The organism is Motiliproteus sp. SC1-56 (genome assembly GCF_017309075.1).
In the GTDB taxonomy this organism is placed as follows: domain Bacteria; phylum Pseudomonadota; class Gammaproteobacteria; order Pseudomonadales; family Balneatricaceae; genus Motiliproteus.
Window position 1 is genome coordinate 186,965 of record NZ_JAEMGS010000008.1, and the last position, 26,965, is coordinate 213,929.

A 26,965-nucleotide genomic window follows, 5' to 3' on the forward strand; every position below is an offset into this window, starting at 1 on the left:
CCTCCCCCGACTGCACAACGCTACTCGAGCCCTTTAACATCCTCGGGCGACAGGTAGCCCACCAGGTCGTTCATCATGTACTTGAGGTGAATATCGAAAATCGCGCGGGCATCCTTGTCCTTGTTGGCCCACTTGAACCAGACCGGCAGCGCCGCCTGGCGGAACTTTTCAACATCCTCCTGGCTGAGACGGGAAATCTGGCTGCCCGACTCCTTGAACTTCTCCAGGGCCTCGATGTTGCGCTTCTGAATGGTAAGGAAGTGCTGCTGCGAATAGTTGCGCACCTCCTGCTCCACGATCTTCTGCACCCGCGGCGACAGGTTGTTCCAGGCCCGCAGGTTCACGGTCAGGTCCATCAGGTCCACCGGCTGGTAAATGGACATCACCCCGGGCGGGCCGAACAGGATGTTGTTGGTCACCTGGCCGAAACCGAGCTCCCAGTTCACCGCCGGACCGACGTAGTCCGCGGCGTCGATGGTGCCCTTTTCCAGCGCCGGGAAGATATCGGAGCCCGGCAGGCTCACGGTGGAGACGCCGAACTTCTGGAACACCTCCGCCACCATTCCGCCCGGCAGGCGGATCTTCATACCTTTCAGGTCGTCGAGGCTGTTAACCGGTTTCTTGGAGTGGATGATATTGGCGTCGTGATGGATCGGGCCGACGTAGAACAGGCCCAGTTTTTTGTAGATTTCGCGGGTCTTCTCCAGCATCCCCATGGCGTAGAACATGGTGTCCCACTGGTGAGGCTGATCAGGCCCGGCGGGATAAGACGACAAGAAGACCGACGCCGGGATCTTGCCGGACCAGTAAAGGGTGAAGGGGTTCATCCCCTGCAGCACCCCATTGCGCACCGCGTCGAACAGGGCGTTGTTGTCGGCCGCCACCGACTTGGCCGGAAACGGCTTGATAATCAGCTCCCCGCCGGTCTTTTCCTCCATGCTCTTGGCCCACTCCTCGAACAGGGAGTAGCCGACGGTTCCGGCATCCCAGACCGACTGCACTTTCCAGGTCTGGGTTTTGGCCGCCTGGGCCGAGGAGAAGGTTCCGGCGGCGCACAGAGCGGCGGCGCTTAGAGCGGCGGCCTTCAGAAATGAACGCCGGGGGCGCCGGGCACCCTGCCGGTCTGCGGTATGGTTATCGCTTTTCATCGCGTGAACTCCTTATACCTACTTTTATTTTTTTGGGTCAGGTTTTCAGGCCCATCGGCACGCGCTCGCTACCATCAGCCTGCGACAGGCAGCTTGGAGCATCAGCCGGGGTTTGCGCCCCGTCCATTAAATCAACAACTGGTCCAACCAGTTTTTTCAGCTGAGGCGATGGACGATTTCATTTAAATCCCCGATATTTAGGGGGCACCGGACCACATCCGAGCCAATAACAACAACAATCCCGAAAACTGGTAGGACCAGTGATCGATCGGAAAAAAGAGTGGGAATAAAGATGGAAAACCACGCGCAGCCGGTCTCCCAGGTGATCGCCAACCAGATTGAGCAGATGGTGCTGGACGGCGCACTGAAGCCCGCCCAGAAAATCCCCTCCGAGCGGCAGCTGTCCAACCGGCTGGGAGTCTCGCGCACCATCGTTCGCGAAGCCTTGCACGCGCTGCAGGGGCGCGGGGTCATCAAGACCCGGCACGGGCAAGGCTCGTTCGTGGCCCGAATCGTGCCGGAACCCGAAGATGAAAGCCCACTCATGCAGCTGTTCTTCTCCCATTCGCGCACCCTCTTTGACCTCTACGAAGTGCGCGAACAACTGGAGGGACAGGCCGCCTACCTCACCGCCCAACGGGGCACCGAGGAGGACTTTTATCGCATTACCCAGGCCTTCGAAGCCATGGAGCGGGCCGACCCGCTCGCTAACGCAGAGCTTGACCACGCCTTTCACAAAGCGATTGTCGAGGCCTCACACAACGCGGTGTTGGTGCATATCCTCGCCAGCTTGAAAAAGCTGCTGCTGCACTCGGTGCACGCCTCGGTCGCCAACCTCAGCCACCGCCCGCAGGTGAGACAGCAAATCGACAAACACCACCGGCAGATCTACCACGCGATCATCAACCGGCAGGCCCAGTGGGCCCAAAAGGCGGCGGCCGCCCACGTGCGGCACGTCTGCGAGAGCATTCGGGAAATTGAAAAACAGGAACGGCACATTATTCGCGAAGCGATCACTGATACCGCCGCGGGCTAACGCTTTTCCGGTCCAACCAGTTCGTGCCGTGCCGAAGCAACTATTCGTCTGATCGTGCAGGGTGATTATCAAGGCAAACGACTATCGCTATAGCGGGGACCCGTTGCTAGCAACGAGCCTTCGAGTAAAGCCGATCGCATCGATGATGCGTCAATGCTCGCGCAAACGCCGGGCGCGGCCGGGGGTGGCTTCGAAATGCTTTTTGTAGGCCCGGGTGAAACTGGAGACGCCTGAAAAGCCCACCTTGGCCGCCACAACCGCCAATGGCACCTGGCTGTTGAGCACCAGCAACCGGGCCCGCTCCATCCGGCGTTGCATCACGTATTGCTGCGGCGTCTGGCCAAGGTGTTGCTGACACAAATGGTACAGGTGGCTCTCACTGAGATGGGCCATCGCGGCCAGTTCGGCATTGCTGGGCGGGGTGGCGAGGCGGCGGTCAATAAAGGTATCCAACTGCGCAAGCCGGAGCCGGGAACCGGTATGTGAGGAGAGGGTATCGGGCGAGTAGAGCTGACACAGGCGGGTCATGAACAAGGAGACCAACTGGCAACCGACCAGGGGGTTGAGCGCACCGCTGCCTCGCTGCAGAAGGTTCGCGGCATAATCGAGCAGCGGCAGCGTGGCGGCGTCCAGGGAGAGAAACTCCGGGCGTTGAAACAGCGTCTCTTCAAAGGGCAACCCGCAGGCCTGTTCCAGGGCCTGAACATAGGGGTCGTTGAAAAAGAGATCGATCACCAGCAGTTCACTCTCCTGGCTCAGCCCCTCGTAGTTGTGTTCCGCCGCCAGCGGGACCAAGGCAACCGCGCCCTTGCGCAGCCTCCCCGTCTCCTGCCTGAATCCACAGTCCATCTGCCCGCGCCAGCCGATCAGCACCTGGGCGAAATCATGGCGATGCTCACCGCTTTGGCGGGCGATCAAATTGCGGCGGGCCTGGCTGCTTCTCATGTACGACCTGTCGGACAAGCTGGCTCGCAAACGCGCTGCATAGCCTGGGTATATAACATCGGAGTCTGGGTAAACGGATGATAAAACTTTTCCGTTACCATCGCTTGGCAGAGTAACAACAGGAGTCACCGTCATGCAATTGAACGCCGAGCAACTGCGAGCCGCCCTGCCCTGGGACGAGCTGATTGCGTCTCTGAAGGAGATGTTCGCCCGCGGCGCCGTCCAGTCTCCCCTGCGCCACCAGCACACCCTGGCGGTCCCGGGCGAGCCCGACGCCACCGTGCTGCTGATGCCGGCCTGGCTTGAAGGGGAGTACCTCGGCGTCAAACAGGTCAATGTGTTCCCGGGCAACAGCCGGCGGTACAGCCCTGGCCTCAGCAGTTATTACACCCTGAGCTGCGGCAAGACGGGAGCGCCGCTGGCGCAAATGGACGGCAACGAACTGACCTCGCGGCGCACGGCAGCAGCGTCGGCGCTGGCCTCCCGGTTTCTGTCCCGAGAGGACGCCAGCGAACTGTTGATAGTCGGCGCGGGCAGCATGGCGCGGCAGCTGATTCCGGCGCACCTCAGTGTCCGCCCCATTCAGACGGTCAGGGTCTGGAACCGGCGCAAAGAGTCGAGCGTGGCCTTGGTTGAGGAGTTGCGGGCGGCGGGCATCGACGCCCATTGCTGCGAGCAGGACCAATTACAAACGGCCGCACAGCAAGCGGACATCATCAGCTGCGCCACCCTGGCGACCGAGCCCCTGATCCAGGGTGACTGGCTCAAGCCCGGCGCCCACCTGGACCTGGTGGGCAGCTTTACCCCCGCCATGCGCGAAACGGACAACACCGCCATGGCGCGTGGTGCAGTCTTTGTGGATACCCGGCTCGGCGCGCTCAGCGAAAGCGGGGACCTGATCATCCCGATCCAAGAAGGCGCGCTCCGCGCCGAAGAGGTCGTGGCTGAGCTTGCCGAGCTCTGTGCAGGCCGGCATAAAGGCCGCGCCGCCCTGCAAGACCCCGGCAACGCCATTACCGTCTTCAAATCAGTCGGGGACTCCGGCGAAGACCTCGCCGCCGCCATCCTCGCCCACCAGCGCAGCCGTCAGCCCTGAGGGGGCGCAGGGCTCGCTATTATTGAAGGGTGCCGGTTGTCAGGAAATCCAACCGGCTTTGCGACAGCCGTGCATCACGTCAATACGGTCGTGGCATGAGAGATAACCGTTTGGCAGCCACGCCAGATTACGAAGGGTCGTCAGACCTTCGCGTCCCGGAGAAAAAAGGCATGGGGGCCGCTTTAAATGCGTGGCTTACTAGGAACTGGCGGTTTCCAGGGAAGGAAACCGCCGACGCTGACCACTGATATCAAGGCGCGATCATGAAGCTCTTTTTGAATAAAACCTCCCCTTACGCCCGCATGGCGCGCATCGTCATGTTAGAAAAAGGGCTTTCTGACCAGGTTGCGCTGTGCTGGTGTGATCCATGGGGCGAGGATGAACAATTGCTCGCAGCAAATCCCGTTGGCCGCATCCCGGTATTGGTCACGGACAGCGGCAACCCTCTGAGCGAGTCAATGCTGATTGCCTTTTACTTGAATGACCTCCCGCCCGGCCCCTCCCTGGTTCCGGAAAATCGAAAAGAGGCGGTGCTTCACCTTGCCGGGCTTGGACAAGGCCTGATGGATGCCTCATTCACGATGGTTATCTCAAGAAAATATCTAAACACGGAAGTCAACGATTCAGTCTTGGACCAGCGCCGTTGGCGCGCGATTGACCGCACACTTGAACGGCTCGAGCACTGTATCGACAGCTATTCATTGGCCGGGGAAATAACGCTGGGGGACATCTCGGTCGCCGTGGCGCTGGAATACCTGGGATTCCGGCTCCCTGAGCTAAACACGCCAGACAAGTATCCCAACCTGGAGGCATGGCGAAACACGATTACTCGACGTTCCAGCTTCACCAGCACGACGTTCTCGTAAGTATCTTTGCGATCATCCTCGACGCCACTGCCGATTGCTCCCGAACCCCGTCGCCCGGGCCAATCAGCCCCCCCCCGCGTTAATCTGCGACCAGGTCGCAGACGCAAAAGAAAGGCCATCATCGATGGCGCTCCGCTCCCCCCGGGGACACAAGACCGATGCGGCAAAAGAACCCGGGCTCTGCCGGACAGCGCTGTATGCAAAGCTGCGCCAGCCCGGGGTAGGCGATGAAGCGAGGCCGCCGGTAGCGAATTCGACAATTTCCCGCCTGCCCCGCCCGGCAGGGACTATCCTCTGAGAGTGCGTAGCGCCATCGAACCGCAGTGTGGTTAAACCGACGCGCGCTCGACCGACGCCATCACCCGGGCCACGATCAAGCCCCTGCCCTTTTCCAAAACCGGCCCGTTCAGCCACTGCCCCTTGAGCCCGGCTGGCGATCGGACAGTCGCCGGCATACGCGCTTCAACCCGTAACGACTCTGCGAGGTGACCATGGAGTTTCAACTCAACATCAACGGCGAGCAGCGAACCCTGGAGGCCGAGCCCGGCACGCCACTGCTCTGGGTTATCCGCGACACCCTCGAGCTCACCGGCACCAAGTTCGGTTGCGGCGTCGCCGCCTGCGGCGCCTGCACCGTACACCTCAACGGCACCCCGGTGCGCGCCTGCAGCACGCCCATCGAAAACGCCCAGGAGGGCGAGCTGGTCACCATCGAGGGGCTGGACGATCCGGTGGCCACGGCGGTCCAGGAGGCCTGGCGCGAAAAGGACGTGGTCCAGTGCGGCTACTGCCAGTCCGGCCAGATCATGTCCGCCGTCGGCCTGCTGCGCCAGACACCGGCGCCCACCGAGGCACAGATCGACAGCTACATGGCCGGCAATGTCTGCCGCTGCGCCACCTACGTCCGGGTCAAGGACGCGATCAAGCTGGCCGCGCAGAAACTGGAGGGCTGAACCATGACCATCGATCTCTCCCGCCGTGATTTTCTCAAGGTCAGCGCCGGCAGCGCCGCCGCCCTGGTGGTGGGGCTCAGCCCCGCGGGCAGCCTGGCCGCCGGTCCGGAAGGCAGCGTGCTCAACCCCTTCGTGCACATTGATGCCGAGGGTGTGGTCACCGTAATTCTCAAGCACTTCGAAATGGGCCAGGGCACCAGCACCGGCCTCACCACCCTGGTGGCCGAGGAGCTGGATGCCGACTGGGCCACGATCAAGACGGCGTTCGCCCCCAGCGACAACGCCAAGTACAAGAACCTGGCCTTTGGCGTGCAGGGCACCGGCGGCTCCACCGCCATCGCCAACGCCTACACCCAGTACCGCCAGGCCGGTGCGGCGGCCCGCGACCTACTGGTACGCGCGGCCGCCCAGACCTGGCAGGTGGACCCGGCGACGATCCAGGTCGATAACGGAGTGCTGCGCGCCGGCAGCCATAGCGGCCACTTCGGCGAGTTCATCGACCAGGCCGCCCAGCTGACGCCCAGTCCGGAGCCGGCCCTCAAGCCTGCGGAGCAGTTCCGGCTGATCGGCAAGCTGAACCTGCCCCGCAAGGACTCCCGGGACAAGACCGACGGCAGCGCCCGCTTCGCCATGGACGTCAAGCTCCCGGGAATGCTCTACGCGGTGATCCTGCGCAGCCCCAGATTCGGCGGCATCCTCAAGGATTTCGACGCCGGCGACGCAGCCGCCGTGGCCGGGTTTGTCACCGCCAAGGCCCTGCCCAACGGCGCCGGCGTAGCGGTCTACGGCAAAAACACCTGGGCCGCGCTCAAGGCCCGCCAAGCAATCCGCGCCGACTGGGACTTCGCTCAGGCGGAGCAGCGCAGCAGCGCCGAGATGCTCGCCGCACACCGCTCCGCGGCCGACAGTCCCCAGTACCAGGCTCGCCCCGAGACCACCGACACGGTGGCTCCCCGGGTTGCGGTCGCCTCCCGGCGCATCGAGGCGGAGTTCAGCTTCCCCTTTCTCGCCCACGCCCCCATGGAGCCCTTGGTGTGCGTAATCGAACCCACCGATAACGGCGTGCAGATTCACGACGGCTGCCAGTTCCCGGCCATCGCCCACGGCGCGGTCGCCACCGTGCTGCAACTCAGCCCCGAGCAGGTGGAGATCAACACCCTTTACGCCGGCGGCTCCTTCGGTCGCCGCGCCACCCCAACGGCGGACTACCAGGTGGAGGCGGCGCAGGCCTTCGCCCTGCTGGGCGGCAAGATCCCCCTCAAGCTGCTCTGGAGCCGGGAGGACGACATCCAGGGTGGCTACTACCGTCCCATGGCCCTGCACCGGGCCGCTATCGGGCTGGACGACCAGGGGCAGATTGTCGGCTGGGATCACCGTGTCGTCGCCAAGTCGATCCTCAAGGGCACCCCCTTTGAGAGCGCCGCGGTGCACGAGGGGCTGGATCACAGCGTGGTCGAGGGACTGGCCGATACCCTCTACCGGCTACCGAATCTCGCGGTCGGGGTCAGCGACTTCCACACCCCGGTGCCGGTGCTCTGGTGGCGGTCGGTGGGCCACACCCATACCGGCTTCGTCATGGAGAGCCTGCTGGACATGGTGGCCCACGAGACCGGGCGGGACCCGGTCGAACTGCGGCTATCCCTGCTGGACCGCGGCGACAAAACCCAGGCCCGGCTGGCCGGTGTGATCGAGGCGGCGCGGGATCTCGCCGGCTGGAAGCCCGGGCAGAAACGGGGCTTCGCGGTCCACTACTCTTTCAGTACCTTCGTGGCCGTGGTGGCGGACGTTTCGGCCGACGGCGACCAGGTCCACGTGGACAAGCTCCATATGGCCGTGGACTGTGGCGTAGCGGTCAATCCGGACGTCATCCGGGCGCAGATGGAAGGCGGCGCCGGCTTCGGGCTGGGCGCGATCCTGCGCAACGAAATCACCTTCCAGGAGGGCGAGGTGGTACAGAACAACTTCCCCCAGTACCTGCCCCTGCGGATGCCGGACATGCCCGAGGTCGCGGTGCACATCGTACCCTCGACACTTGCCCCCACCGGGGTTGGTGAGCCGGGGGTGCCCCCCACCGGGCCGGCGGTGGCCAACGCCATCTTCGCCGTCACCGGCCGGCGCGTCACCGAGCTGCCGTTGACTAAGGCCGGCTTGCGCTTCGTCTGAGCCCAGGCTGACCGAGGATAGGCTTCTATGAGCAATCAACCATGAGTAACCAACTCGCCGACCTGCTGGCCGCCTGGCAGGCCGCCGAGTCCGACACCCAGTGGGTGCTGGGCACCGTCTACCGGACCGAGGGTTCAGCCTACCGCAAAGCCGGGGCGATGATGCTGATCAATGATCGGGGCCAGCAGTACGGGCTGCTCAGCGGCGGCTGCCTGGAGTCCGACATCGTTCGCAACGCCCGCCGGGTGATGCTCAGCGGCCGGCCACTGATCCTGACTTACGACGGCAGCGACGAGGACGATCTGGCGTTCCAGCTTGGCATCGGCTGCGGCGGCACCGTCCACCTGATGCTGCAGCCTCTGACGGCGGAGAACAACCTGGCGCTGGACGCAGTGGCGGCTGCGCTGCATCGCCGCGAGCCCGGCACCTACTACCAGGAGATCGGCGGCAGCGGAGCCCGTTTCGAACCCGGCGAGATACGCCCCTTCGAACACAGCCGAATCGAGGCAGGCTGGCTGGTCACCCCCATCCGTCCCGGGCCCCACCTGCTGGTGCTGGGCGGCGGCATCGACGCCCGCCCGCTGGTCCAGATCGCCAAAGCCCTGGGCTGGCGGGTCACCCTGGCGGATCCCCGTCCCGCCAACGCCCGCCCCGAGCACTTCCCCGGGGCGGACCGGGTTCTGCGGGAGACCGGCCCGGCCCTGGCCCGCTACGCCGCCGCAAGCCGGGTTGACGCGGCGGTATTGATGAGCCACAACCTCGACCTGGACGCCGAAGGACTGGCGCAACTGCACGGGGCCGGCCCCCGCCACATCGCCCTACTCGGCCCCCGACACCGCTTTGAGCGCGTACTGGCGCGAGCCGCGCTTCTGGAATCCGATCTGGGCTGTTCGGTATCGGGACCGGCGGGGCTCGATATCGGCGGCCAGCTCCCAGAAAGCATCGCCCTCTCCATTCTGGCCGAGTGCCACCGGGAGCTGTACATCCGCTCCGCCCAGGCTCCGCTGCAGGTGGCGGCGAACCGGTGAAAACCGCCTGCCTGCTGATGGCCGCCGGCGCAGGCGCGCGCTTCGGAGGACGCAAGCAGTTCGCCCTCATCGGCAAGCAGACCCTGATCGAACGCGCACTTGAGCCCTTGAAGCCGCTTTTCAGAAAGGATCTATACTGCGTGCTCGGCGCCCACCGGGAAGCGCTGCGACCGCTGGTCGAACCCCATGCCCGGGTCATCGACCACCCCGGCTGGGCGCAGGGGCTCGGCGCCTCCATCGGTCACGGTATGCGCCAGCTGTTGGCCCGGTCCCCTTACGATGCCGTGCTGATCGCCCTGGCCGACCAGGTCGCCCTCGAACGCGCCGACTTTCAGCGCCTGCTGGAGGACTTCGATAACAGCCGGATCGTGGCCGCCCGCTATGCCGGGAAAACCGGGGTGCCGGCCCTGTTTCCCGCCGGCAACTTCGGCGAGCTGGCGCAGCTCTCGGGCCAGGAAGGCGCCCGTGAACTGCTTCGGGAAAAGGGCCGCGAGGTGATTGAAGTGCCTATGCCCCGGGCGGAAATCGACATCGACACCCCCGAGGATCTTGAAGGCTTCATCGGCCTTCGTACAGAGATGGGGTAAAGCGCTCGCTTCACAAAGGGATGGGCAGCGACCTCTGCCAGGAACAGCCGGCTTGGTGGTCGCGCCTGTGCCGGGCCGGTTTTAAGCCACCCGCTCGAACACAAGGTCCCAGACGCCGTGCCCCAGTTTTTCGCCCCGGCGCTGGAACTTGGTATCCGGCCGGTGCTCGGGCTGGGGTGAGTAGGCGCCCTCGCCAGCGACGTTGCGGTAGCCTTCGGCGGCGCTCATCACCTCCATCATGTGCTCGGCGTAGGGCTCCCAGTCGGTCGCCATGTGAAAGGTACCGCCGATCTTCAGCTTCTGGCGGAAGCTCTGGGCGATGGCGGGCTGTACCATGCGTCGCTTGTGGTGCTTTTTTTTCGGCCAGGGGTCGGGAAAGAACAGCTGAATGCCGTCCAGCGAGGCATCGGGAATGCAGTGTTTGAGCACTTCCAGGGCGTCCTCGCGATAGACCCGCAAGTTTTTCAGCCCCGCCTTGGTGGCATTGTTGAGCAACCGCCCCACCCCGGGCGTGTGCACTTCGATGCCGAGGTAGTTGGTGTCGGAATTGGCCTCGGCCATGGCCAGCAAAGAGTCCCCCATGCCAAAACCGATCTCCAGCACCACCGGCGCCTGTCGCCCGAAAGCCTGCTCGAAATCCAGCTCGCCGTCAGCCAGCTCCAGCCCCATCACCGGCCACTGGGCCTCCAGGGCCTTCTCCTGGGCCGGGGTCATCCGCCCGGCGCGGATCACGAAGGTGCGCACGGAGCGCAGGTGCTCTTTGGGGGTCGTCTCTTCGGTCATGATCGTATCGCTGCTTGAACGGAAAGGGGGCGCATTATAGCCCCTCCCCCCAATAACGAAAACAGGGTGCCAAAGCACCCTGTTGGCGGTGAGGGCGTGGATCAGCGCTACCGACATTCAGCCCTGGCGACGGCCGCTGGCGATATCAGTCCAACTGGCTCAGATCGCGCACCGCCCCCTTGTCGGCACTGGTGGCCATCTTGGCGTAAACCTTGAGCGCCGTTGAAACCTGTCGCGGCCGCTCTTCGGCCGGCTTCCAGGCATCTTTGCCCTTGGCCTCCATGGCCTGGCGCCGCTGGGCCAGCTCCTCGCTGCTCACCAGCACGTCGATGGTACGCTGGGGAATATCGATGCGAATGCGGTCGCCCGGCTCCACCAGGGCGATGGCGCCACCGGCAGCGGCCTCGGGGGAGGCGTGGCCGATGGAAAGCCCCGAGGTGCCACCTGAGAAGCGCCCGTCCGTCAGCAGGGCGCAATCCTTGCCCAGCCCCTTGGACTTGAGGTAACTGGTGGGGTAGAGCATCTCCTGCATGCCAGGCCCGCCGCGGGGACCCTCGTAGCGAATCACCACCACGTCACCGGCCTTCACCTTGCCGTCAAGAATATCGGCCACGGCCTGGTCCTGGCTTTCGCAGATGTAGGCCGGCCCTTCGAAGGTCCAGATGCTTTCGTCAACCCCGGAGGTCTTCACCACGCAACCGTCCTCGGCGATGTTGCCGTACAGCACCGCCAGCCCCCCTTCCTGGCTGAAGGCGTGCTCCACCGAGTGAATGCAGCCCTCGGCACGATCAATGTCCAGGGACGGCCAGCGGCAGGCCTGGGAAAAGGCCTGCTGGGTGGGCACCCCGGCGGGGCCGGCCTTGTAGAAGGTCTTCACCGCCTCGTCCTCGGTCACCATCACGTCCCACTTTTTCAGAGCGGCGTCGAGGGTGGCGCTGTGGACCGTGGGGATCTCGGTATGCAGCAGGCCGCCCCGGGCCAGCTCGCCGAGAATCGCCATGATGCCACCGGCGCGGTGCACATCCTCGATATGGTACTTCTGGGTGTTGGGCGCCACCTTGCACAGCTGCGGCACCTTGCGCGAAAGCTGGTCGATATCGGCCATGGTGAAATCCACCTCGGCCTCCTGGGCGGTGGCCAGCAGGTGCAGGATGGTGTTGGTGGAGCCGCCCATGGCGATATCCAGGGTCATGGCGTTCTCAAACGCCTGCTTGGAGGCGATGGCCCGGGGCAGCACCGCGCTGTCGTCCTGCTCGTAATAGCGCTTGGTGATCTCGACGATCTTGCGCCCCGCCTCCAGGAAGAGCTCCTCGCGATCGGCGTGGGTGGCGACCAGGGTGCCGTTACCCGGCAACGACAGCCCCAGGGCTTCGGTGAGACAGTTCATGGAGTTGGCGGTGAACATCCCCGAGCAGGAGCCGCAGGTGGGGCAGGCCGAGCGCTCGACCTCATTCACCAGCTCGTCGGAGACGCTGTCATCGGCAGCCAGCACCATGGCGTCCACCAGGTCCAGGCCGTGATCCACCAGCCGTGTCTTGCCGGCCTCCATGGGGCCCCCGGAGACGAAGATGACCGGTATGTTGAGGCGCATGGCCGCCATCAGCATGCCGGGGGTGATCTTGTCGCAGTTGGAGATGCAGACCAGCGCATCGGCGCAATGGGCGTTGCACATGTACTCGACGGAGTCAGCGATCAGGTCCCGCGAAGGCAGCGAGTAAAGCATGCCGTCGTGGCCCATGGCGATGCCGTCGTCGATGGCGATGCTGTTGAACTCCTTGGCGACACCGCCCGCCTTCTCGATCTCGCGGGCCACCAGCTGCCCCATGTCCTTGAGGTGAACATGGCCGGGTACAAACTGGGTAAAGGAGTTGGCGATGGCGATAATCGGCTTGCTGAAATCCTCATCCTTCATGCCGGTGGCCCGCCACAAAGCGCGGGCCCCGGCCATATTCCGGCCTTGGGTGGAGGTGTTGGAACGGTATGCGGGCATCAGGGTGCTCCCTTAATAGCTGACAATCCAGGACGGACATTCTAGCAAGGGTGCCGGGGAATAAGTAGTTGAAGACAGGGCGCTCTTGGGCGCCCTGTCCGACCGAGTTGTCAGAGACCGAACAGGGCCGGCCACCAGCCCAGGGCCACCACCAGGCTACCCAGGAGGCCCGGTGCCGCCGCCAGCGGCCGACCGTAACCTGTAACCCCCTGCCCCTTGAGGATCTGGTCCCCAAGATAGAGGCTCCAGAGCAGACTCAACCCGAAGAGCCCGGCCTTGATGCCGCTGATGGCGCCACTGCCCAGGCCGAATACCTCCAGCAGGCTGAACAGCTCGCCGCCCAGGCCAATCACCAACGAGATCAGGGCCACCGGCATGTATTGATAGGCCAGTTCGGTGAAGCGGCGCACCAGGGTGCCGGCGCCACCGAAGCGGCCCGCGATCCAGGCGCCGAACAGGGTGGTCGCGGCCAGCACCGCGGTCAGCAACGCCATCACCCCGATCATAAAGCCGCAGATCATCATGAAATCGAGCCAGTTGAACACCTCGCGACGCTCCGGATGCACGCTCATCAGCCACCAGGGGCCAGCCTCGCCGATCCAGTACCAGCCGTTCTCGATAAACCAGGTGCCCACCCGGTGACGCAGATCCTGGTAAAAGGGCAGCACCAGCCACAGAAAGCCGCCCATGGCGATACCGATACCCAGGAAGAAGAACCAGACCTCGGAGAGAATCGGGTGGTGGTTGCGAATCTGGGCCACCTCTTCACCCGGCACCCGCAGCCGCACTTTTAGGGCCCCAGGGGAGTCGGGCTTCACACAACGAAAGCATTCGATGCAGTGACGGGACTCCTCCTTGTGTACCACGTCGATCATGGTCGGGCAGATGCCGTGGGTGGTGTAGCGATCTCCCCCGAGCTTCTTCCGCTTGGGGGTAAATTGCACGGCGCCGAGGCGGGAAAAGACGCCCAGCAGCAGTCCGATGGGGCAGAGGTGGCGGCACCAGGCGCGCTTGTTGTGGCCCCAGATAAGCCCCACCAGGATGGCGGCCGCCATGGTGCCGCCGAAAATCTCCGCCATGGCTTCGGGGTGGTCACGCACCCCCAGGGTCTGCCCCAAAATAGTAACCAGCAAGAAACTGACGATGGGGGTGCCCTCCCAACGCATCCAGCGGGGAATGGGACGCTGGAAACCACGCTTGTTGGCCCACTCGGAAGCGGCGCCCATCGGACACATCAGCCCGCACCAGGAGCGTCCACTGACAATCACAGAGAGCAGCGTCAGGGGGAACCAGACCCCCCAGAGCACGTACTTGGCAAAGAGAACGAAATCGTCAAAGGGGGTCGCCAGCCCCTCGGGGTCAGGAAAGAACAAGGGCCCCAGGATCAGGGCCAAAAAGCCGACAAAGAAGGTGGCGTGAATCCAGACCAGCTTGTCCCGGTGACGGTAGAAGAACAGCTCTATGCGCTGAGCCAGGGTGGATTCAGCAGTATCATCGACTACAACTTGGACAGCATCACTGGCGATCACAGTAGAATCGCCAGGCCGGGCAGCGGAAGCTTCGGAAGAGGGAGGAACGGACATCGAAAGACCTCTCGTGGAAGGACAGGGAGCCGACTAACCCGTGCCAACAGCTGCCAGCGCCGGTACAACAGGGCAATTATCTCAAACTGACAAGGGCTTTGAAAAAAGGTGCCCGCCGAAGTTCCAGCCTCGGCGCTGACAAAGCCCAGGCGCTATTATATCTTTGATTGATTATCAGCGAAGAGGAAGCCAGTTAAATGATGAAAAAAACCCTAGCGTTGCTCCTGGCGGGTGCCGCCGGCCTGGCCCAGGCGGCCGAATTCAAGGTGGGCGAGCCGGTCAAACGCGACGGCATGGAGCTGCAGATTCTCTACATCCAGGCGGTGGAGATGTCCCACGAGCCCGCCGAGATGCAGATGTCAATCGAAGAGGGTGAGAAGGGAGCCATGGATCACAGCGCCCACGGAGGACACGCCGGACACGGGCCGGCGGACATTCACCTGGAGGCCGCCGTACAGGCCACCGCGGGCAACGCCTGGGGCTTTCCCGAGGGCGCCTGGGTGCCGTACCTGAATATCACCTACTCGGTGGCCAAGAACGGCAGCTACTTCAAGACCACCGGCAAGTTGATCCCCATGGCCTCCAACAATGGCCCCCATTACGGCGCCAACCTGCAACTGGACGGGCCCGGAAAGTACTTTGTCACCTATGAAGTCGAGCCGCCCAAGCCCAGCGAGTTCCCCTACCATACAGACGCTGAAACCGGCGTCACCGGCTGGTGGAAGGGCTTTGAGATAAAAGACAACTTCACCTACCTCGGCACGGGTAAGAAAGGCGGTTACTAAGCCTGCCGCGAGCGCCTAGCGAGGCAGTTGCTGGAAACAGGCAAAGCGGTTGCGCCCGTTCTCCTTGGCAAAGTAGAGGGCGGCGTCCGCTTCCTTGATCAGCTGCTCGTGACTCTGACCCGGATCGCGAAATTCGGTGATCCCGAGGCTCACCGAAATCGATATCGACCGCCCCTCGTGCTCCACGGGGGTGCGGGCCATGGTCTTGCGGATGCGCTCGGCCACGTATTCGCCCCCCGCCAGCTCCGTGGAGGGCAGAAAGACACAGAACTCCTCCCCCCCGTAACGCCCGGCCACATCCACGTTACGTAAGGCCCGGCGCAACCGGCTGGAGACGCAGCGCAACACCTCATCCCCCGCCTGGTGCCCCCAGGTGTCGTTGATCTTCTTAAAGTGGTCCAGGTCGAACATCAACAGGGTCACCTTGCCCCCGTAACGCTGGACCCGGGCCACCTCCTGGCGGAACCGCTCCTCCCAGTGGCTGCGGTTGAACAGCTGAGTCAGTCCGTCGGTATGGCTCGCGACCTCCAGCTGGGCCAGGGCCTGCTTGAGACGGGTCTCGTAGATACCCACCTCGGTGACGTCCTTGATCGAGATGCAGACATAAGCCACCTCGCCGGCGTCATCAAAGATCGGCGTCAGGGTGCAGTCCTGGTACATGTGCTCCACCCCGCCGGTGACCTGGCGGTTGTGGGAGAAACGAAACAGGAAGGGACGCTGCTGCCAGGAGGTGAACGCCTGATTCTTGAGAATCAGTACGCCGTTGAGCTTGCGCTCGAACCAACGCTGCGGCAGCTCGGGAAAGCAGTCAAAGAGGTTCTTGCCGAGCACCTCTTCGGCGCTGCGCTGGCTGTGGGTGACCATGAACTGGTTCCAGAGCTGAATGCGCATCTCGGGGTCGACGATAAGAATGCCGGTATCAACCCGGTCGATCACCCGGTCCAGCAGGGAGAGGGCCGCCGGAGCAGCCATCAGAAGTCTTCCAGAAACTGATCCAGAACGCTCATCAGGTGGCTGATCGCCGCCCCCGGCATCAACATCAGCATGTCGCACTGAAAGGCGTGGTTTTCAAGCGTGTAACCGATCTTGATCGACAGGGCATGCTCCCAGGTCAGCTTTTCCTTGTCGAGAATCTGCTCCACGGGAATATGCTGACCGATCAGCGAGGGGGCGCTGTAGCCCAGTTGCTCCTCCAGCTGCTGGGCGATGCCGTTGAGGCAGGCGCCGTTGAGCACGTTGGAGATATCCAGCAGCAGCTCCTGCTCCGCGCGGGCGTCGAGTTCCCTACCCTCGAACGCCATCAGGTGGGCCAGCTCCTGGAAGCTGGCATCACTGAAAATCACAATGGACTCGCCGCACAACCCCTGGTTGCCCTGGGGGCTGTAAAAGGCTTGGCGCACCGCCGATACCTGGGGGGCGTTGATCAACGAACGCAGTTCCTGGTGCACCTCCTCGGCCTTGATCAGCCGAATGTAGGGTACGCTGAGGTTGATAAACACATTGAGCAGACGGGCCAGCGAGTCGCCGGCCTGCCCCATGGCGACGTTGCAGATCTCCTGCAGGCAGTCGCGCTGGTCTTCGTTGAAAGTCAGGGCGTTGCTCATACCAACCCGTATTTATGCAGGACTTCGGACAATTTAACGCGGTCGACCGGCTTCTTGATGAAGTCCAACGCCTTGAGCGCCATGACGCGGCTGTATGCTTCGGGCTGTATGTCGGCGGAAATGACGATGGTGAGGGTCTTGTGCCCTTCTCGCTGGATCGCTTCCAGCACCTGATAGCCGTCCATGACGGGCATGGTCAGGTCAAGAAACAGCATCTCCCCCTTGCCGGCGCGAATCGCCTCCATTGCCTCCTGCCCGTTGGTAGCGAGAGTGACCTCCACATCCCAACCGTCCGGCAGTGATCGCTGAACCTGCTTGCGCGCCATCTTAGAGTCGTCGCAAATTAACAGCGGAATAGGCATACAACCTCTCTTTACCTAAAGCAGCGGTCTATTGTATGGGTTTATGGCCGGGTTGCAATGTGGCAAGTCCCCCAAAACGCGACTAAATGCGAGTTGATGCGGCCAGGGTGATTGCCTAGTCTGGCCCTTTGCCCGACCAAGTAACCAACCAAGTAACCGATCATGACCGACAAACAGAGCATTCGCGCCGACCGCCACCTGCAATGGATGATGCGCCTCGGCCTTCCACTGGCCGCCATTGCCATCGCCAGCCTGTGGCTGGGACGGGCGTTGGAATCACCGGGCATCGGGTTGTTGTTTTTTATCGCCCTGCCCCTGGCGCTGGCGATCGGCTTTGCCTACAACATCCGCTATATCATCCTCGCCCACCGCCAGCGCAAAGCCGATACGCCCCCTTCCCGATGAGCACCTCTTCTCCCCTCCTCCGGCAGTTCCCTGGACTGGCGGATATCACCGACGAGGTAGGGAAAGCGCTGCTGGCCAAGGCCAAGGCCCTGACCGTTCCCGCCGGCGCCACCCTGTTTCGCCTCGGCGATCCCTGCGAGAACTACCTGCTGGTGGCCCAGGGCGAGATCAAGGTGGTGGGGCGCTCGCCCAGCGGTCGAGAGATCGTGCTCTACCGCATCCACTCGGGGGGCACCTGCGTGCTGACCACCGCCTGCCTGCTGGGTGATTCACGCTACCCGGCCGAAGGCATCAGTGAAACCGAGGTGCAGGCCTTTGCCCTGCCCCGCGACCTTTTCCAGCAGGGACTGGAGCACTCGCCAGCCCTGCGCCGCTTCGTCTTTGACTCCTACGGCCAGCGCCTGGGCGCCCTGATTGGGCTGGTGCAGGAGATCGCCTTTGACCGCATCGACCTGCGCCTGGCCAGGCACCTGCTCAAGCAGGGTCGCGAGCGGGTCGCGCTGCAGCTCACCCACCAGGCCCTGGCCACCGAACTTGGCTCGGCCCGTGAAGTGATCAGCCGCCAGCTCAAGGAGCTGGAACATCTGGGACTTGTGACCCTGGGGCGAGGGACCATCCGCATCGACGACCTGTCCGGACTCCAGGCCTTTATCGAACGTCACCAATAGCCCGTTGTGTGACCTAGTCACTGAGTCTCCCCTCCTCAAAGCGCTAATCTGAGCCACAGCTTCCGCCTTCGCGGAACCTGCTGAGCCTTCAAAAGGAGAAACCCCATGCAACAGAACGTCGGTGGTATCGACAAAACCGCGCGGATTCTGATCGGCCTCGTCCTGCTGTCACTGGTCTTTATCGGCCCTCAGACCCCCTGGGGATGGATTGGGATTGTTCCCCTGGCTACCGCCCTGATCGGCTGGTGCCCGCTGTATAAAATCGTCGGCGTCAGCACCTGTAAAAAGCCCGCTAACGGCTGATTCGTCCCCCTTCAGCCCAAGCCCAAAGCCCGCCATCGCGGGCTTTTTTTGCTCGACGCCCTCCCTTTTTATCCGCTAGGTTGCCGCCCCATGCCTGCTGTTAAGGCCGGATTCAGCCAAGCCCCACTAAGCTGATCCCAACGAATACCAGCAGAGGGACACAGCCATGCTTAAACAACTGATCGCAGGCATCGTCATCGCGGGGCTGAGCAGCAGCGTCCTGGCCGACCACCGAGGCGACCGTTTCGACCGTGGCCACGGCAAGCCCCACCGGGGCGGCCAGACTGACTACGCACGGGTGGTGGATGTCGAGCCCATCACCGAGACCCTGACCCACCGCATCCCCCGGGAGACCTGCTGGAACGAACAGGTGCGCTACGAAGAGCCGGTCGGCGGCCGGGATTCCGCCACCCCGGTGATTTTGGGCGGCATCATCGGGGCCGCCATCGGCAGCAGCCTGGGCAACAACCACCATAAGAGCAACCGCACCATTAAGACGGTCGCTCTGGGCGCGCTGGGTGCATCCATCGGCAATGACATCGCCCGGCGCAGCCACCCCGGGGCGACCCGGGTCGACTACCGCACCGAGGAGCATTGCGAAGTCAGCTACGACACCCAGTACGAAGAGCGCATCCGGGGCTACGACGTCACCTACAAGTACCGTGGCGAGACATACCGGACCCGTATGGATTATGATCCGGGGAAGCGAATCAAGGTCAATGTCAAGGTGCGCCCGGTCATGTAGACCGGGGTGCCGCGTCCGAGGGACAGTCGATTTGAACAGCGCGCGGCAACGATTTCTTCCAACCTGGCTTCTGCTGGTATTGCTGGCAGCAACGCCGGCCCAGGCCGAACTCAGCCCCGACCAAGCTGCGCGACGAGTGCAGAAGCAGTTCGGAGGCCAGGTACTGGATATCCAGCCGGTCAAAACCGGCCGAGGCCGCGCTTACCGAATCAAGCTTCTGCAGCCCTCGGGGCGGGTCAAGCTGATGTTGCTCGACGCCGAAGACGGCCGCCCCAAGCGCTTTAAGGACGTAAAGCCCAAGGACGACTGAGCATGCGGATTCTGGTGGTAGAAGACGAGACGGCCCTGCGCGAGCAGCTCAATCAGGCCCTCAAGCGCAAGCACTACGTAGTGGAGCAGGCCGCCGACGGCGAGGAGGGACTCTATCTCGCCCGGGAGTGGCCCTACGACCTGGCCATCGTGGACCTGGGGCTGCCCAAACTCTCGGGTATCGAGCTGATCCGCCGCCTGCGGGCCGAGGGGGTGGCGCTGCCGGTGCTGATTCTCACCGCCCGGGGCGATTGGCAGGACAAGGTCCAAGGGCTGGAAGCCGGCGCCGACGACTATCTGACCAAACCCTTTCACATGGAAGAGCTCTTCGCCCGTCTCAACGCGCTGCTGCGTCGCGCCACCGGCCACGCCAGCCCGCAACTCGCCTTTGGCCCCGTGGTGCTGGACACCAGCGCCCAGCAGGTCACCCTGAACGGCGCGCCCCTGGAGCTGACCGCCTACGAATACGGCACGCTCGAGTACCTGATGCACCACGCCGGCAAGGTGGTGTCCAAGACCGAACTCACAGAACACCTGTACGACCAGGACTTCGACCGCGACAGCAACGTCATCGAAGTGTTTATCACCCGCCTGCGCAAAAAGCTCGACCCCGACGGCAACCTGAAACCCATTGCCACCGAGCGGGGGCGCGGCTATCGCTTTGTGCTCAAGGCGCAAGGCACCTAGCGCGGCGTGTTCGGATCTATTCCTCGCTCGCTCAGCGGTCGCCTGGGGCTGGCTTCCTGCATTGTGCTGCCGCTGATCCTGGGGCTCACCGCCCTGGTTCTGGACCAGGCGTTTCGCAGCAGCCTGCAAACCTCCACCCGCGAGCAACTGCGGCTGCAGACCTTCGTCCTGCTGGGCGCGGCGGAGGTGGGGGGCGGCGAACTGTGGATGCCGCCGCGGCTGCAGGAGCCCCGCTTCACCCAGCCCGGGTCCGGCCTGTACGGACTGATCACTGACGCCAAGGGCCAGAATCTCTGGCGCTCCCCATCGGCGCTGGGGTTACGCCTGAGTCTGCCCGACAGCCCATCCAGGGAGCCCCGTTTCGGCCGCACCGAGAGCGGGCGTTTCTACTATTCCTACCCCGTAGTCTGGGAAACCGAGGACGGCCGCGAGACCGACCTGAGATTTACCTCCCTGGCGACCCCCGATGCCTTTGACGCAGAGCTGGCGGGTTTTCGCCTGCACCTGTGGGGCGGACTGGGGCTGGTCGCCCTGCTGCTGCTGGCAGCCCAGGCCTGGCTGCTGCGCTGGGGCCTGCGCCCCCTGAGCCGCCTGGCAAGCGATATCCGGGCGGTGGAGGCGGGCGAGCAAGCGCGCCTGCGGGGCCCTTACCCGCCGGAGGTGGCGACTGTCACAGAAAACCTCAATCTGCTGCTCAATACCGAGCAACGCCAGCGCGAGCGCTACCGCAACACCCTGGCCGACCTGGCCCACAGCCTCAAAACACCGCTCGCGGTCATCCGTAACCTGATCACGCCCGCCAGCGATGGCACCTTGGCGGAACAGGTGGATCGCATGGAGCAGATCATCAGTCACCAGTTAGGCCGCGCGGCAACCACCGCCCCCCACGCCCTGCTACAACCGGTCCCTGTCCGCGATGCCGCCGAGCGGGTAGGACGGGCCATGGAGAAAGTCTACCGCGAGCGCTTCAAACGCTTTACGGTGGACGGCCCGTCGCAAATGTTCCGGGGCGATGAGCGCGACCTGATGGAGATGCTCGGCAACCTGATCGACAACGCCTTCAAATATGGTGATGGGCACGTGCAGGTCACGCTCACCGAAGATGACCGGGAGTTGCGCATCCGCGTCGAAAACGGCGGCGCCCCCATCGCCGAAGACGTGCAGTCGCAGCTGCTCCAGCGGGGCACGCGGGCGGATAACCAACAGCCGGGCCAGGGCATTGGCCTGTCCGTGGTTCGGGACATCGTGGGCAGTTACCGGGGCCAGCTGGAGGTTGACACCGGCTCTCTGGGCGGCGCGGCTTTCACCCTGGTTATCCCCCGCCACTAAGCCCCAATTGTCGCACTGCGCGGGCTCTCTGTTACACTCCAAAGCATCGCAGCAAAGCGGTAGGTTTTTCCTGCCCGATTTTTTCACCGACCGGGGAGTACCCAATGACCGAATGGTCCAAGATTCTCGAAGAGGCCATCGCCTTCCGCCACGAACTGCACCGCTATCCGGAGCTGACATGGCGCGAAGAGGAGACCGCTCGACGTATCCGTGAGCGCCTGGACCAGCTGAACATCCCCTGGCGCAGCTGCGCCGAGCACGGCACCGTCGCCATCCTCGCAGCCCAAGCCCCCGGTGAGCATATCGCCCTGCGGGGAGACATCGATGCGCTGCCCATCAGCGAAAAGGCCGAGGTACCATTCCGCTCGCAAAACCCGGGCTGCATGCACGCCTGTGGTCACGACGGCCATACCGCGGCGCTCTGGGCCACCGCGGCTTGGCTCAAGGCCAACGAAGACAGCCTTGCAGGGCCGGTCACCCTGCTGTTCCAGCCGGCCGAAGAGGGAGGCCACGGCGCCCGAAAAATGATCGAAGAGGGCGCCCTGGACGGCGTTGACCGGGTGTTCGGCTGGCACAACTGGCCGGCGATTCCCTTTGGCCAGGCGGTGTGCCCTTCCGGCCCCGTGATGTCTGGCAACGGCAGTTTCCAGATCACCGTCCACGGCCGCGGCGGGCACGCCAGCCAACCCGAACTCTGCCGCGATCCTGTGCTGGCAGCGGCCGCCATCACCCAGGACCTGCAGCAGATCGTGAGCCGGCGCATGCCCCCACAGTCCGCCGCGGTGGTGAGCGTCACCTCCCTGCAAGCGGACAGTGCCGAAAACGTCATCCCCGACACCGCCCGTCTGGCCGGCGGCATTCGCCTGGGCAGCCCCGAGCTGCGCCAACCCATCAACCAGGCAATCCAGGAGATCGCCGAAGCGACCGCTCGGAGCTACGGCTGCACCGCCGACGTCACCCTCAAGCCGCGCTATGAGGCGACGGTAAATCACGCGGATGCCGCCGAGGCATACCGCGATGCCCTGGCCGAAGAGTTCGGCAGCCACTGGCAGGCGAACATTCCCACCCCAATCATGGCGTCGGAGGACTTCAGCTACTATCTGGCCAACCGCCCCGGCGCCTTCGCCCTGATCGGCATGGCAGCGGAAGGCGGCGAGTACTGCCTGCCCTGCCACAATGCCCGCTACCAGTTCAACGACGCCCTCCTGGCACCCATGACCCGCATTTTCGCCCGCCTCGTCGGCGCCCCCCTGCCCGAATAATCGTCCTTACCTGCAAGCTCGCCCGCCCCCATTTTCCAAACCGAACTTGCAGGTACCGGAGATCTCTCCTACGTTCACCTGTACATGCCGAAAAACCCGAACGGGCACCAAGGCCTCTTGGTAAGCGCATGTTTCGTAAGCCTTCTGTCACCTTTCTGACAGGCTTTTACCCCACATCACAACAGATCAGCCCACCGGCAGGAGGACTAGATGGAGTTGTTTGAGCAATGGGAATCCAACATTCGCGGCTACTGCCGCGCCTATCCGACCGTGTTCACACGGGCCAGCAATGCCATGCAGTACGACGAGCAGGGCAAGGCCTATATCGACTTTTTCGCCGGGGCCGGCGTACTCAATTTCGGCCATAACAATCCGCGGATGAAGCAGGCCCTGATCGAATTCATCGAGAGCGACGGGGTCGCCCACAGCCTGGACATGTATACCACCCCCAAGCGGGATTTCATTCAGGCGTTTGTCGATACCGTCCTCAAGCCCCGCCACATGGATCACAAGCTTCAATTCATGGGCCCCACCGGTACCAACGCCGTGGAGGCCAGCCTGAAGCTCGCCCGACGGGTCACCGGGCGCACCGAAGTGGTCGCCTTTACCCAGGGCTTTCACGGCATGACCCTGGGCTCGCTGGCCTGCACCGCCAACCAGGCATTCCGCAACGCCGCAGGTGTGCCTCTGCAGCATGTCACCCGGGCCCCCTTCGAGAACAGCGTCGGCTGCGGCATGGGCTGCCTGGAAACGCTGAAAAACGCTTACAAAAACAGCTCCAGTGGCTACGAACGCCCTGCAGCCTTTCTGGTGGAGGTGATCCAGGCTGAAGGAGGGGTCAACGTCGCCAGCCGCGAGTGGCTAAGCCAAGTAGCTAACCTGGCCAACGAGCTGGGCGCACTGTTCATCGTCGACGAGATTCAGGTCGGCTGTGGCCGAACCGGAAGCTATTTCAGCTTCGACGGCATGGGACTGAACCCGGACATCATCTGTCTCGCGAAAGGGATCGGTGGTTTCGGCACCCCCTTGGCGATGAACCTGGTCAAACCGGAATATGACGCCCACTGGCAGCCTGGGGAGCACACCGGGACCTTCCGCGGCCAGGGGCTCTCCTTCGTCGCCGGGCGCGAGGCGCTGCGCTACTTTGAAGACGATACCCTGATGAACCAGGTAAAAGCCTACGGCGAGCAGATCGCCGCCACCCTGGCAGAGATCCACGGTCGCCACCCCGAGTTTGCCGTGCGCGGCCGCGGCATGATCCAGGGGCTGGATGTCAACGATGGCACCCTCGCTAAAGCGATTGCCAAGAGCTGCTTTGAAGACGGCCTGCTAATCGGCCCCTGCGGGGAAGGCGGCCGGGTTTTGAAGCTGATTCCGCCACTGACCATCGAGCAGAACACCCTGACGAGCGGTCTGGAGCGGTTCTCCGCGGCGGTTCAAAGCAATCTGGAGGGCTGACATGCGCGAACGCGACGATATGACGTTTCCTTTCTCGGAGTATCAACGCCGCCTTGGCGAATTGCGCCAGCACATGGCCGAGCGCCTGCTGGATGCAGTGATCATCTCCGATCCGGAAAACCTGATGTACCTAACCGATTACCAGACCACGGGGTACTCTTTCTTCCAGTGTCTGGTGGTGCCGATCAACGATGAACCCTTCATGATTACGCGCATGATGGAGGAGTCCAACGTCCACGCACGTACTTGGGTGGAGTTGACACGGCCCTACTCCGACAACGGTGACGCCATCCAGATGCTGATCGAGTCCCTGCGCGAATTCGGTCTCTCCGACAAGGTCATCGGCTACGAGCGCAATAGCTACTTCTTTCCCGCCTACCACCAGGACTACATCCATACCGCGTTCACCGGCGGCCGCCTGATGGACTGCTTCGGCATCGTCGAGCAGGGGCGGCGCTGCAAGTCTGCGGTGGAGCTGGAGGTGATGAAAAAAGCCGCCGTCGCCACCCGCGCCGGCATGGCGGCGGGGCTGGAGGCCTGCCAGGCAGGCACCAGTGAAAACGAAATCGGGGCCGCCGTATGCCAGGCCATGTTCAGCGCCGGTGGCGAGGTTCCCGCGGTGATGCCGTATATCACATCAGGCCCGCGCACCATGATCGGTCACGCCACCTTCGAAGGGCGTATCGTCCAACCCGGCGAGCACGTTTTCCTGGAAGTCGCCGGCTGTTACCGCCGCTATCACACGGCCATGATGCGTACCGCCATCTGCGGCGAGCTGAGTGACGCCATGCATAAAGCCCAGGAGACCATGAAGGAGGCACTCCGCCAAGTTCGTCTGTACATGCGCCCCGGCATGACCGTATCCGACGTCGACAACCTGGTGCGGAAAATCATCACCGATAACGACGTGGGTGCGCGTCTGATCACCCGCTCGGGCTACTCCATCGGGATCGCCTTCCCCCCCAGTTGGGACGAAGGCTATATCATCAGCCTCAAGCAGGCGGACGCCTCTGTACTCGAGCCGGGCATGACCTTCCACATTATCCCCTGGATGTGGGGGGTGGAAAGTGACAAGACCTGCGGTATTTCAGATACCTTTTATCTCACGGAAAACGGCTGCGAATCGTTTTTTTCAGACGTCCCCCAGGACTTTACCCTCAAGCCAGAAGGAGTGCCGAGCAGTCGCAAGGAGCTTGAACTGGTCACCGATAACAACGACCCCAAGAAAGCTTCGCTCAAGAAGACGAAAAAACCGTCCGATAATAAGGAGGCCTCATGCTGAGAGTGATCAACCCGACCACCGGAACCCTCTTGCACGACTACCCGGCCCTCAACCACGCCGAGCTGGACGAGCGCATGGAGGCCTCGGAGCAGGCCTATCGTGGCTGGCGCAAGCGCAGTTTTCCCCAACGCGCGGAGGTCCTGATGAATGTGGCGGGCTACCTGCGCGAGCACACGGACGAGCTGGCGCGCCCGATGACTGAAGAGATGGGAAAACCCGTGGGAGAGGCTCGAGGCGAAGTCCTCAAGGCCGCGTGGTGCGCCGAACATTACGCCGAACACGCCGAGGGCTACCTCGCCGCACAGACACTGGCCTCCGACGCAACCCGCAGCTACGTTCAGCACCTGCCGCTCGGCCCGGTACTGGGGATCCTGCCTTGGAATGCGCCCTTCTGGCTGGCCTTTCGTTTCGCCGCGCCGGCACTGATGGCCGGCAATACCTGCCTGATGAAGCACGACCCACACGTGCCCGCATGCGCAGAGGCAATCGCCGGCTGCTTCGAAGCTGCCGGGGCACCTGCAGGAACCTTTCAAAATCTACCTCTGCAAAACAACGACGTAGCTGCGGCTATTCAGCATCCCCGGGTACGCGCCGTCTCCTTTACCGGCTCGAGCGCAGCCGGGGGCAAAGTCGCAGCCACCGCCGCCGCTGCCATTAAGCCGGTGGTACTTGAGCTCGGTGGCTCCGACCCGGCCATCGTCCTGGCAGACGCGGACCTGGAAGAAGCCGCTAAAAACATCGCCCTTTCCCGCCTTATCAATGCTGGGCAATCCTGCATCGCAGCCAAACGCATCATCGTTGAGAGCCCAGCCTATGAGCGCTTCTTATCGCTGCTGCAGGCGGAGATGGAAAAATACCGTGTGGGCGACCCCAGCGATGAGCAGAACCAGATCGGGCCTATCGCTCGTTCGGACCTGAGGGATAATCTGGCCCGCCAAGTGCGAGCCACCATTGATGCCGGCGCACGCTGTCTGTTGGGGGGGACAATACCCGAAGGCGACGGCTTCTTTTATCCGGTGACCCTGCTCTGCGATGTTCACAACGACATGCCCGCTTGCCGGGAAGAGACCTTTGGCCCGGTCGCGGTCGTCCTCAAGGCCCGCGACTTAGCCCATGCTCTCGGCATCGCCAACGATACGGAGTACGGTTTGGCGGCTTCAATCTGGACCGATACTGCACGGGGAGAGGCCCTCGCCACGGAAATCGAAGCGGGCCAGGTGGTCGTTAACGGCTTGGTAAAAACAGACCCCCGGCTACCCAGCGGCGGCATCAAAAAATCGGGTATCGGGCGAGAACTGGGCCCTCACGGGATTTTTGAGTTCGTCAATGTGCAGCAGGTATGGGTAGGGCCTAAGGTCTAACGCTATCCGCGACCGCTCAAAAACCCCGGGACCAACGTAAAGGCGCAAAAGCTCACCGTATCTGACCCTACCGAGCCCCAAACGAAAAACCCCCGGCACAGTGTGCCGGGGGTTTCTCAGGATAAGGCGCTTGGCGATGACCTACTCTCACATGGGGAGACCCCACACTACCATCGGCGCTGGACCGTTTCACTTCTGAGTTCGGGATGGAGTCAGGTGGTTCCGGA

27 protein-coding genes and 1 rRNA gene are annotated in these 26,965 nt (G+C 63.3%); 19 read left to right on the forward strand and 9 right to left on the reverse strand.

Annotated elements, in window-relative coordinates; all coding sequences use genetic code 11:
• Positions 1-20: 20 nt before the first annotated feature.
• A complete protein-coding gene (gene dctP, locus JGZ97_RS11080) occupies positions 21-1,148 on the reverse strand; it encodes a TRAP transporter substrate-binding protein DctP (RefSeq protein WP_207062678.1) in 1,128 nt (375 codons plus the stop codon).
• 292 nt (positions 1,149-1,440) lie between these two features.
• On the opposite strand from dctP, the gene JGZ97_RS11085 reads away from it, so the two are divergent.
• Entirely contained in the window at positions 1,441-2,184 is a 744-nt protein-coding gene (locus JGZ97_RS11085) for an FCD domain-containing protein (protein WP_207062679.1), read from the forward strand.
• Positions 2,185-2,334: 150 nt separating this feature from the next.
• On the opposite strand, the gene JGZ97_RS11090 is transcribed toward JGZ97_RS11085, so the two are convergent.
• Positions 2,335-3,129, reverse strand: a complete 795-nt coding sequence (locus tag JGZ97_RS11090) for a helix-turn-helix domain-containing protein (protein ID WP_207062680.1) — start codon at positions 3,127-3,129, stop codon at positions 2,335-2,337.
• A 133-nt stretch (positions 3,130-3,262) separates the two neighbouring features.
• On the opposite strand from JGZ97_RS11090, the gene JGZ97_RS11095 reads away from it, so the two are divergent.
• The 6 genes from JGZ97_RS11095 to JGZ97_RS11120 all read left to right on the forward strand — a co-directional run bounded on the left by JGZ97_RS11095 (position 3,263) and on the right by JGZ97_RS11120 (position 9,822).
• Positions 3,263-4,225 (forward strand): ornithine cyclodeaminase family protein, encoded by a 963-nt coding sequence (locus tag JGZ97_RS11095; protein WP_207062681.1) that lies wholly within the window; start codon positions 3,263-3,265, stop codon positions 4,223-4,225.
• A gap of 263 nt (positions 4,226-4,488) precedes the next feature.
• Complete coding sequence (locus tag JGZ97_RS11100) at positions 4,489-5,091, forward strand: glutathione S-transferase family protein (protein WP_207062682.1); 603 nt, start codon at positions 4,489-4,491, stop codon at positions 5,089-5,091.
• Between the two features lie 491 nt (positions 5,092-5,582).
• The gene (locus tag JGZ97_RS11105) at positions 5,583-6,044 is read left to right on the forward strand and encodes a (2Fe-2S)-binding protein (RefSeq protein ID WP_207062683.1); all 462 of its coding nucleotides are present in this window, start codon (positions 5,583-5,585) and stop codon (positions 6,042-6,044) included.
• 3 nt (positions 6,045-6,047) lie between these two features.
• Positions 6,048-8,207: a xanthine dehydrogenase family protein molybdopterin-binding subunit gene (locus tag JGZ97_RS11110; protein ID WP_207062684.1), complete on the forward strand. Its 2,160-nt coding sequence runs from the start codon at positions 6,048-6,050 to the stop codon at positions 8,205-8,207.
• Between the two features lie 41 nt (positions 8,208-8,248).
• A complete protein-coding gene (locus JGZ97_RS11115; protein ID WP_207062685.1) occupies positions 8,249-9,235 on the forward strand; it encodes an XdhC family protein in 987 nt (328 codons plus the stop codon).
• Positions 9,232-9,822 carry a nucleotidyltransferase family protein gene (locus JGZ97_RS11120; RefSeq protein WP_207062686.1) on the forward strand — a complete coding sequence of 197 codons (591 nt, stop codon included), beginning with the start codon at positions 9,232-9,234 and terminating at the stop codon, positions 9,820-9,822. The genes JGZ97_RS11115 and JGZ97_RS11120 overlap by 4 nt, the downstream gene beginning before the upstream one ends.
• Positions 9,823-9,903: 81 nt before the next feature.
• Here the strand turns inward: JGZ97_RS11120 and trmB are convergent, their stop codons facing one another.
• The 3 genes from trmB to JGZ97_RS11135 form a co-directional block, all read right to left on the reverse strand.
• Complete coding sequence (trmB, locus tag JGZ97_RS11125; protein WP_242521686.1) at positions 9,904-10,605, reverse strand: tRNA (guanosine(46)-N7)-methyltransferase TrmB; 702 nt, start codon at positions 10,603-10,605, stop codon at positions 9,904-9,906.
• A 145-nt stretch (positions 10,606-10,750) separates the two neighbouring features.
• Positions 10,751-12,595, reverse strand: coding sequence for a dihydroxy-acid dehydratase (ilvD, locus tag JGZ97_RS11130; protein WP_207062688.1), 1,845 nt, complete (start codon positions 12,593-12,595; stop codon positions 10,751-10,753).
• 110 nt (positions 12,596-12,705) lie between these two features.
• Positions 12,706-14,124 (reverse strand): 4Fe-4S binding protein, encoded by a 1,419-nt coding sequence (locus tag JGZ97_RS11135; RefSeq protein ID WP_207062689.1) that lies wholly within the window; start codon positions 14,122-14,124, stop codon positions 12,706-12,708.
• A 254-nt stretch (positions 14,125-14,378) separates the two neighbouring features.
• On the opposite strand from JGZ97_RS11135, the gene JGZ97_RS11140 reads away from it, so the two are divergent.
• Positions 14,379-14,963 (forward strand): iron transporter, encoded by a 585-nt coding sequence (locus tag JGZ97_RS11140; RefSeq protein WP_207062690.1) that lies wholly within the window; start codon positions 14,379-14,381, stop codon positions 14,961-14,963.
• A 15-nt stretch (positions 14,964-14,978) separates the two neighbouring features.
• On the opposite strand, the gene JGZ97_RS11145 is transcribed toward JGZ97_RS11140, so the two are convergent.
• Genes JGZ97_RS11145 through JGZ97_RS11155 form a run of 3 tightly spaced genes read right to left on the reverse strand, consistent with a single transcriptional unit; the run spans position 14,979 to position 16,929 of the window.
• Positions 14,979-15,935: a diguanylate cyclase gene (locus tag JGZ97_RS11145; RefSeq protein ID WP_207062691.1), complete on the reverse strand. Its 957-nt coding sequence runs from the start codon at positions 15,933-15,935 to the stop codon at positions 14,979-14,981.
• Entirely contained in the window at positions 15,935-16,567 is a 633-nt protein-coding gene (locus tag JGZ97_RS11150) for a histidine kinase (RefSeq protein WP_207062692.1), read from the reverse strand. Before JGZ97_RS11150 ends, JGZ97_RS11145 begins: the two co-directional genes overlap by 1 nt.
• On the reverse strand, positions 16,564-16,929 hold the full coding sequence (locus tag JGZ97_RS11155) for a response regulator (protein WP_207062693.1): 366 nt from the start codon (positions 16,927-16,929) through the stop codon (positions 16,564-16,566). The genes JGZ97_RS11150 and JGZ97_RS11155 overlap by 4 nt, the downstream gene beginning before the upstream one ends.
• Positions 16,930-17,091: 162 nt before the next feature.
• Here JGZ97_RS11155 and JGZ97_RS11160 point away from each other — a divergent pair, with 162 nt between their 5' ends.
• The 11 genes from JGZ97_RS11160 to JGZ97_RS11210 all read left to right on the forward strand — a co-directional run bounded on the left by JGZ97_RS11160 (position 17,092) and on the right by JGZ97_RS11210 (position 26,738).
• Positions 17,092-17,334 (forward strand): hypothetical protein, encoded by a 243-nt coding sequence (locus JGZ97_RS11160; protein ID WP_207062694.1) that lies wholly within the window; start codon positions 17,092-17,094, stop codon positions 17,332-17,334.
• Complete coding sequence (locus tag JGZ97_RS11165) at positions 17,331-18,002, forward strand: Crp/Fnr family transcriptional regulator (protein WP_207062695.1); 672 nt, start codon at positions 17,331-17,333, stop codon at positions 18,000-18,002. Before JGZ97_RS11160 ends, JGZ97_RS11165 begins: the two co-directional genes overlap by 4 nt.
• A gap of 105 nt (positions 18,003-18,107) precedes the next feature.
• Positions 18,108-18,305: a DUF2892 domain-containing protein gene (locus JGZ97_RS11170; protein ID WP_207062696.1), complete on the forward strand. Its 198-nt coding sequence runs from the start codon at positions 18,108-18,110 to the stop codon at positions 18,303-18,305.
• 166 nt (positions 18,306-18,471) lie between these two features.
• A complete protein-coding gene (locus tag JGZ97_RS11175) occupies positions 18,472-19,050 on the forward strand; it encodes a glycine zipper 2TM domain-containing protein (protein ID WP_207062697.1) in 579 nt (192 codons plus the stop codon).
• 31 nt (positions 19,051-19,081) lie between these two features.
• On the forward strand, positions 19,082-19,360 hold the full coding sequence (locus JGZ97_RS11180) for a PepSY domain-containing protein (RefSeq protein ID WP_207062698.1): 279 nt from the start codon (positions 19,082-19,084) through the stop codon (positions 19,358-19,360).
• Positions 19,361-19,362: 2 nt separating this feature from the next.
• Entirely contained in the window at positions 19,363-20,046 is a 684-nt protein-coding gene (locus JGZ97_RS11185) for a response regulator transcription factor (protein WP_207062699.1), read from the forward strand.
• A gap of 6 nt (positions 20,047-20,052) precedes the next feature.
• Entirely contained in the window at positions 20,053-21,375 is a 1,323-nt protein-coding gene (locus tag JGZ97_RS18495; RefSeq protein ID WP_207062700.1) for an ATP-binding protein, read from the forward strand.
• Between the two features lie 104 nt (positions 21,376-21,479).
• Entirely contained in the window at positions 21,480-22,637 is a 1,158-nt protein-coding gene (gene doeB2 / locus JGZ97_RS11195) for a N(2)-acetyl-L-2,4-diaminobutanoate deacetylase DoeB2 (RefSeq protein WP_207062701.1), read from the forward strand.
• A 210-nt stretch (positions 22,638-22,847) separates the two neighbouring features.
• Complete coding sequence (locus JGZ97_RS11200; RefSeq protein ID WP_207062702.1) at positions 22,848-24,095, forward strand: aspartate aminotransferase family protein; 1,248 nt, start codon at positions 22,848-22,850, stop codon at positions 24,093-24,095.
• Between the two features lies 1 nt (position 24,096).
• On the forward strand, positions 24,097-25,377 hold the full coding sequence (doeA, locus tag JGZ97_RS11205) for an ectoine hydrolase (RefSeq protein ID WP_207062703.1): 1,281 nt from the start codon (positions 24,097-24,099) through the stop codon (positions 25,375-25,377).
• Positions 25,371-26,738, forward strand: coding sequence for an NAD-dependent succinate-semialdehyde dehydrogenase (locus JGZ97_RS11210; RefSeq protein ID WP_207062704.1), 1,368 nt, complete (start codon positions 25,371-25,373; stop codon positions 26,736-26,738). The genes doeA and JGZ97_RS11210 overlap by 7 nt, the downstream gene beginning before the upstream one ends.
• A 128-nt stretch (positions 26,739-26,866) precedes the next feature.
• Here JGZ97_RS11210 and rrf read toward each other — a convergent pair.
• Positions 26,867-26,965, reverse strand: a 5S ribosomal RNA gene (gene rrf / locus JGZ97_RS11215); the annotation flags it as partial.

Excerpts from the sequence above, each read along its gene's own strand:
- doeB2 (WP_207062701.1), top strand. The coding sequence starts at position 21,480 with ATGACCGAATGGTCCAAGATTCTCGAAGAGGCCATCGCCTTCCGCCAC.
- JGZ97_RS11140 (WP_207062690.1), top strand. The coding sequence starts at position 14,379 with ATGAAAAAAACCCTAGCGTTGCTCCTGGCGGGTGCCGCCGGCCTGGCC.
- JGZ97_RS11100 (WP_207062682.1), top strand. The coding sequence starts at position 4,489 with ATGAAGCTCTTTTTGAATAAAACCTCCCCTTACGCCCGCATGGCGCGC.
- JGZ97_RS11095 (WP_207062681.1), top strand. The coding sequence starts at position 3,263 with ATGCAATTGAACGCCGAGCAACTGCGAGCCGCCCTGCCCTGGGACGAG.
- JGZ97_RS11090 (WP_207062680.1), bottom strand. The coding sequence starts at position 3,129 with ATGAGAAGCAGCCAGGCCCGCCGCAATTTGATCGCCCGCCAAAGCGGT.
- JGZ97_RS11155 (WP_207062693.1), bottom strand. The coding sequence starts at position 16,929 with ATGCCTATTCCGCTGTTAATTTGCGACGACTCTAAGATGGCGCGCAAG.
- JGZ97_RS11200 (WP_207062702.1), top strand. The coding sequence starts at position 22,848 with ATGGAGTTGTTTGAGCAATGGGAATCCAACATTCGCGGCTACTGCCGC.
- JGZ97_RS11115 (WP_207062685.1), top strand. The coding sequence starts at position 8,249 with ATGAGTAACCAACTCGCCGACCTGCTGGCCGCCTGGCAGGCCGCCGAG.
- JGZ97_RS11110 (WP_207062684.1), top strand. The coding sequence starts at position 6,048 with ATGACCATCGATCTCTCCCGCCGTGATTTTCTCAAGGTCAGCGCCGGC.
- JGZ97_RS11160 (WP_207062694.1), top strand. The coding sequence starts at position 17,092 with ATGACCGACAAACAGAGCATTCGCGCCGACCGCCACCTGCAATGGATG.
- JGZ97_RS11170 (WP_207062696.1), top strand. The coding sequence starts at position 18,108 with ATGCAACAGAACGTCGGTGGTATCGACAAAACCGCGCGGATTCTGATC.
- JGZ97_RS11185 (WP_207062699.1), top strand. The coding sequence starts at position 19,363 with ATGCGGATTCTGGTGGTAGAAGACGAGACGGCCCTGCGCGAGCAGCTC.
- dctP (WP_207062678.1), bottom strand. The coding sequence starts at position 1,148 with ATGAAAAGCGATAACCATACCGCAGACCGGCAGGGTGCCCGGCGCCCC.
- ilvD (WP_207062688.1), bottom strand. The coding sequence starts at position 12,595 with ATGCCCGCATACCGTTCCAACACCTCCACCCAAGGCCGGAATATGGCC.
- JGZ97_RS11085 (WP_207062679.1), top strand. The coding sequence starts at position 1,441 with ATGGAAAACCACGCGCAGCCGGTCTCCCAGGTGATCGCCAACCAGATT.
- doeA (WP_207062703.1), top strand. The coding sequence starts at position 24,097 with ATGCGCGAACGCGACGATATGACGTTTCCTTTCTCGGAGTATCAACGC.
- JGZ97_RS11105 (WP_207062683.1), top strand. The coding sequence starts at position 5,583 with ATGGAGTTTCAACTCAACATCAACGGCGAGCAGCGAACCCTGGAGGCC.
- trmB (WP_242521686.1), bottom strand. The coding sequence starts at position 10,605 with ATGACCGAAGAGACGACCCCCAAAGAGCACCTGCGCTCCGTGCGCACC.
- JGZ97_RS11165 (WP_207062695.1), top strand. The coding sequence starts at position 17,331 with ATGAGCACCTCTTCTCCCCTCCTCCGGCAGTTCCCTGGACTGGCGGAT.
- JGZ97_RS11175 (WP_207062697.1), top strand. The coding sequence starts at position 18,472 with ATGCTTAAACAACTGATCGCAGGCATCGTCATCGCGGGGCTGAGCAGC.
- JGZ97_RS11150 (WP_207062692.1), bottom strand. The coding sequence starts at position 16,567 with ATGAGCAACGCCCTGACTTTCAACGAAGACCAGCGCGACTGCCTGCAG.
- JGZ97_RS11145 (WP_207062691.1), bottom strand. The coding sequence starts at position 15,935 with ATGGCTGCTCCGGCGGCCCTCTCCCTGCTGGACCGGGTGATCGACCGG.
- JGZ97_RS11210 (WP_207062704.1), top strand. The coding sequence starts at position 25,371 with ATGCTGAGAGTGATCAACCCGACCACCGGAACCCTCTTGCACGACTAC.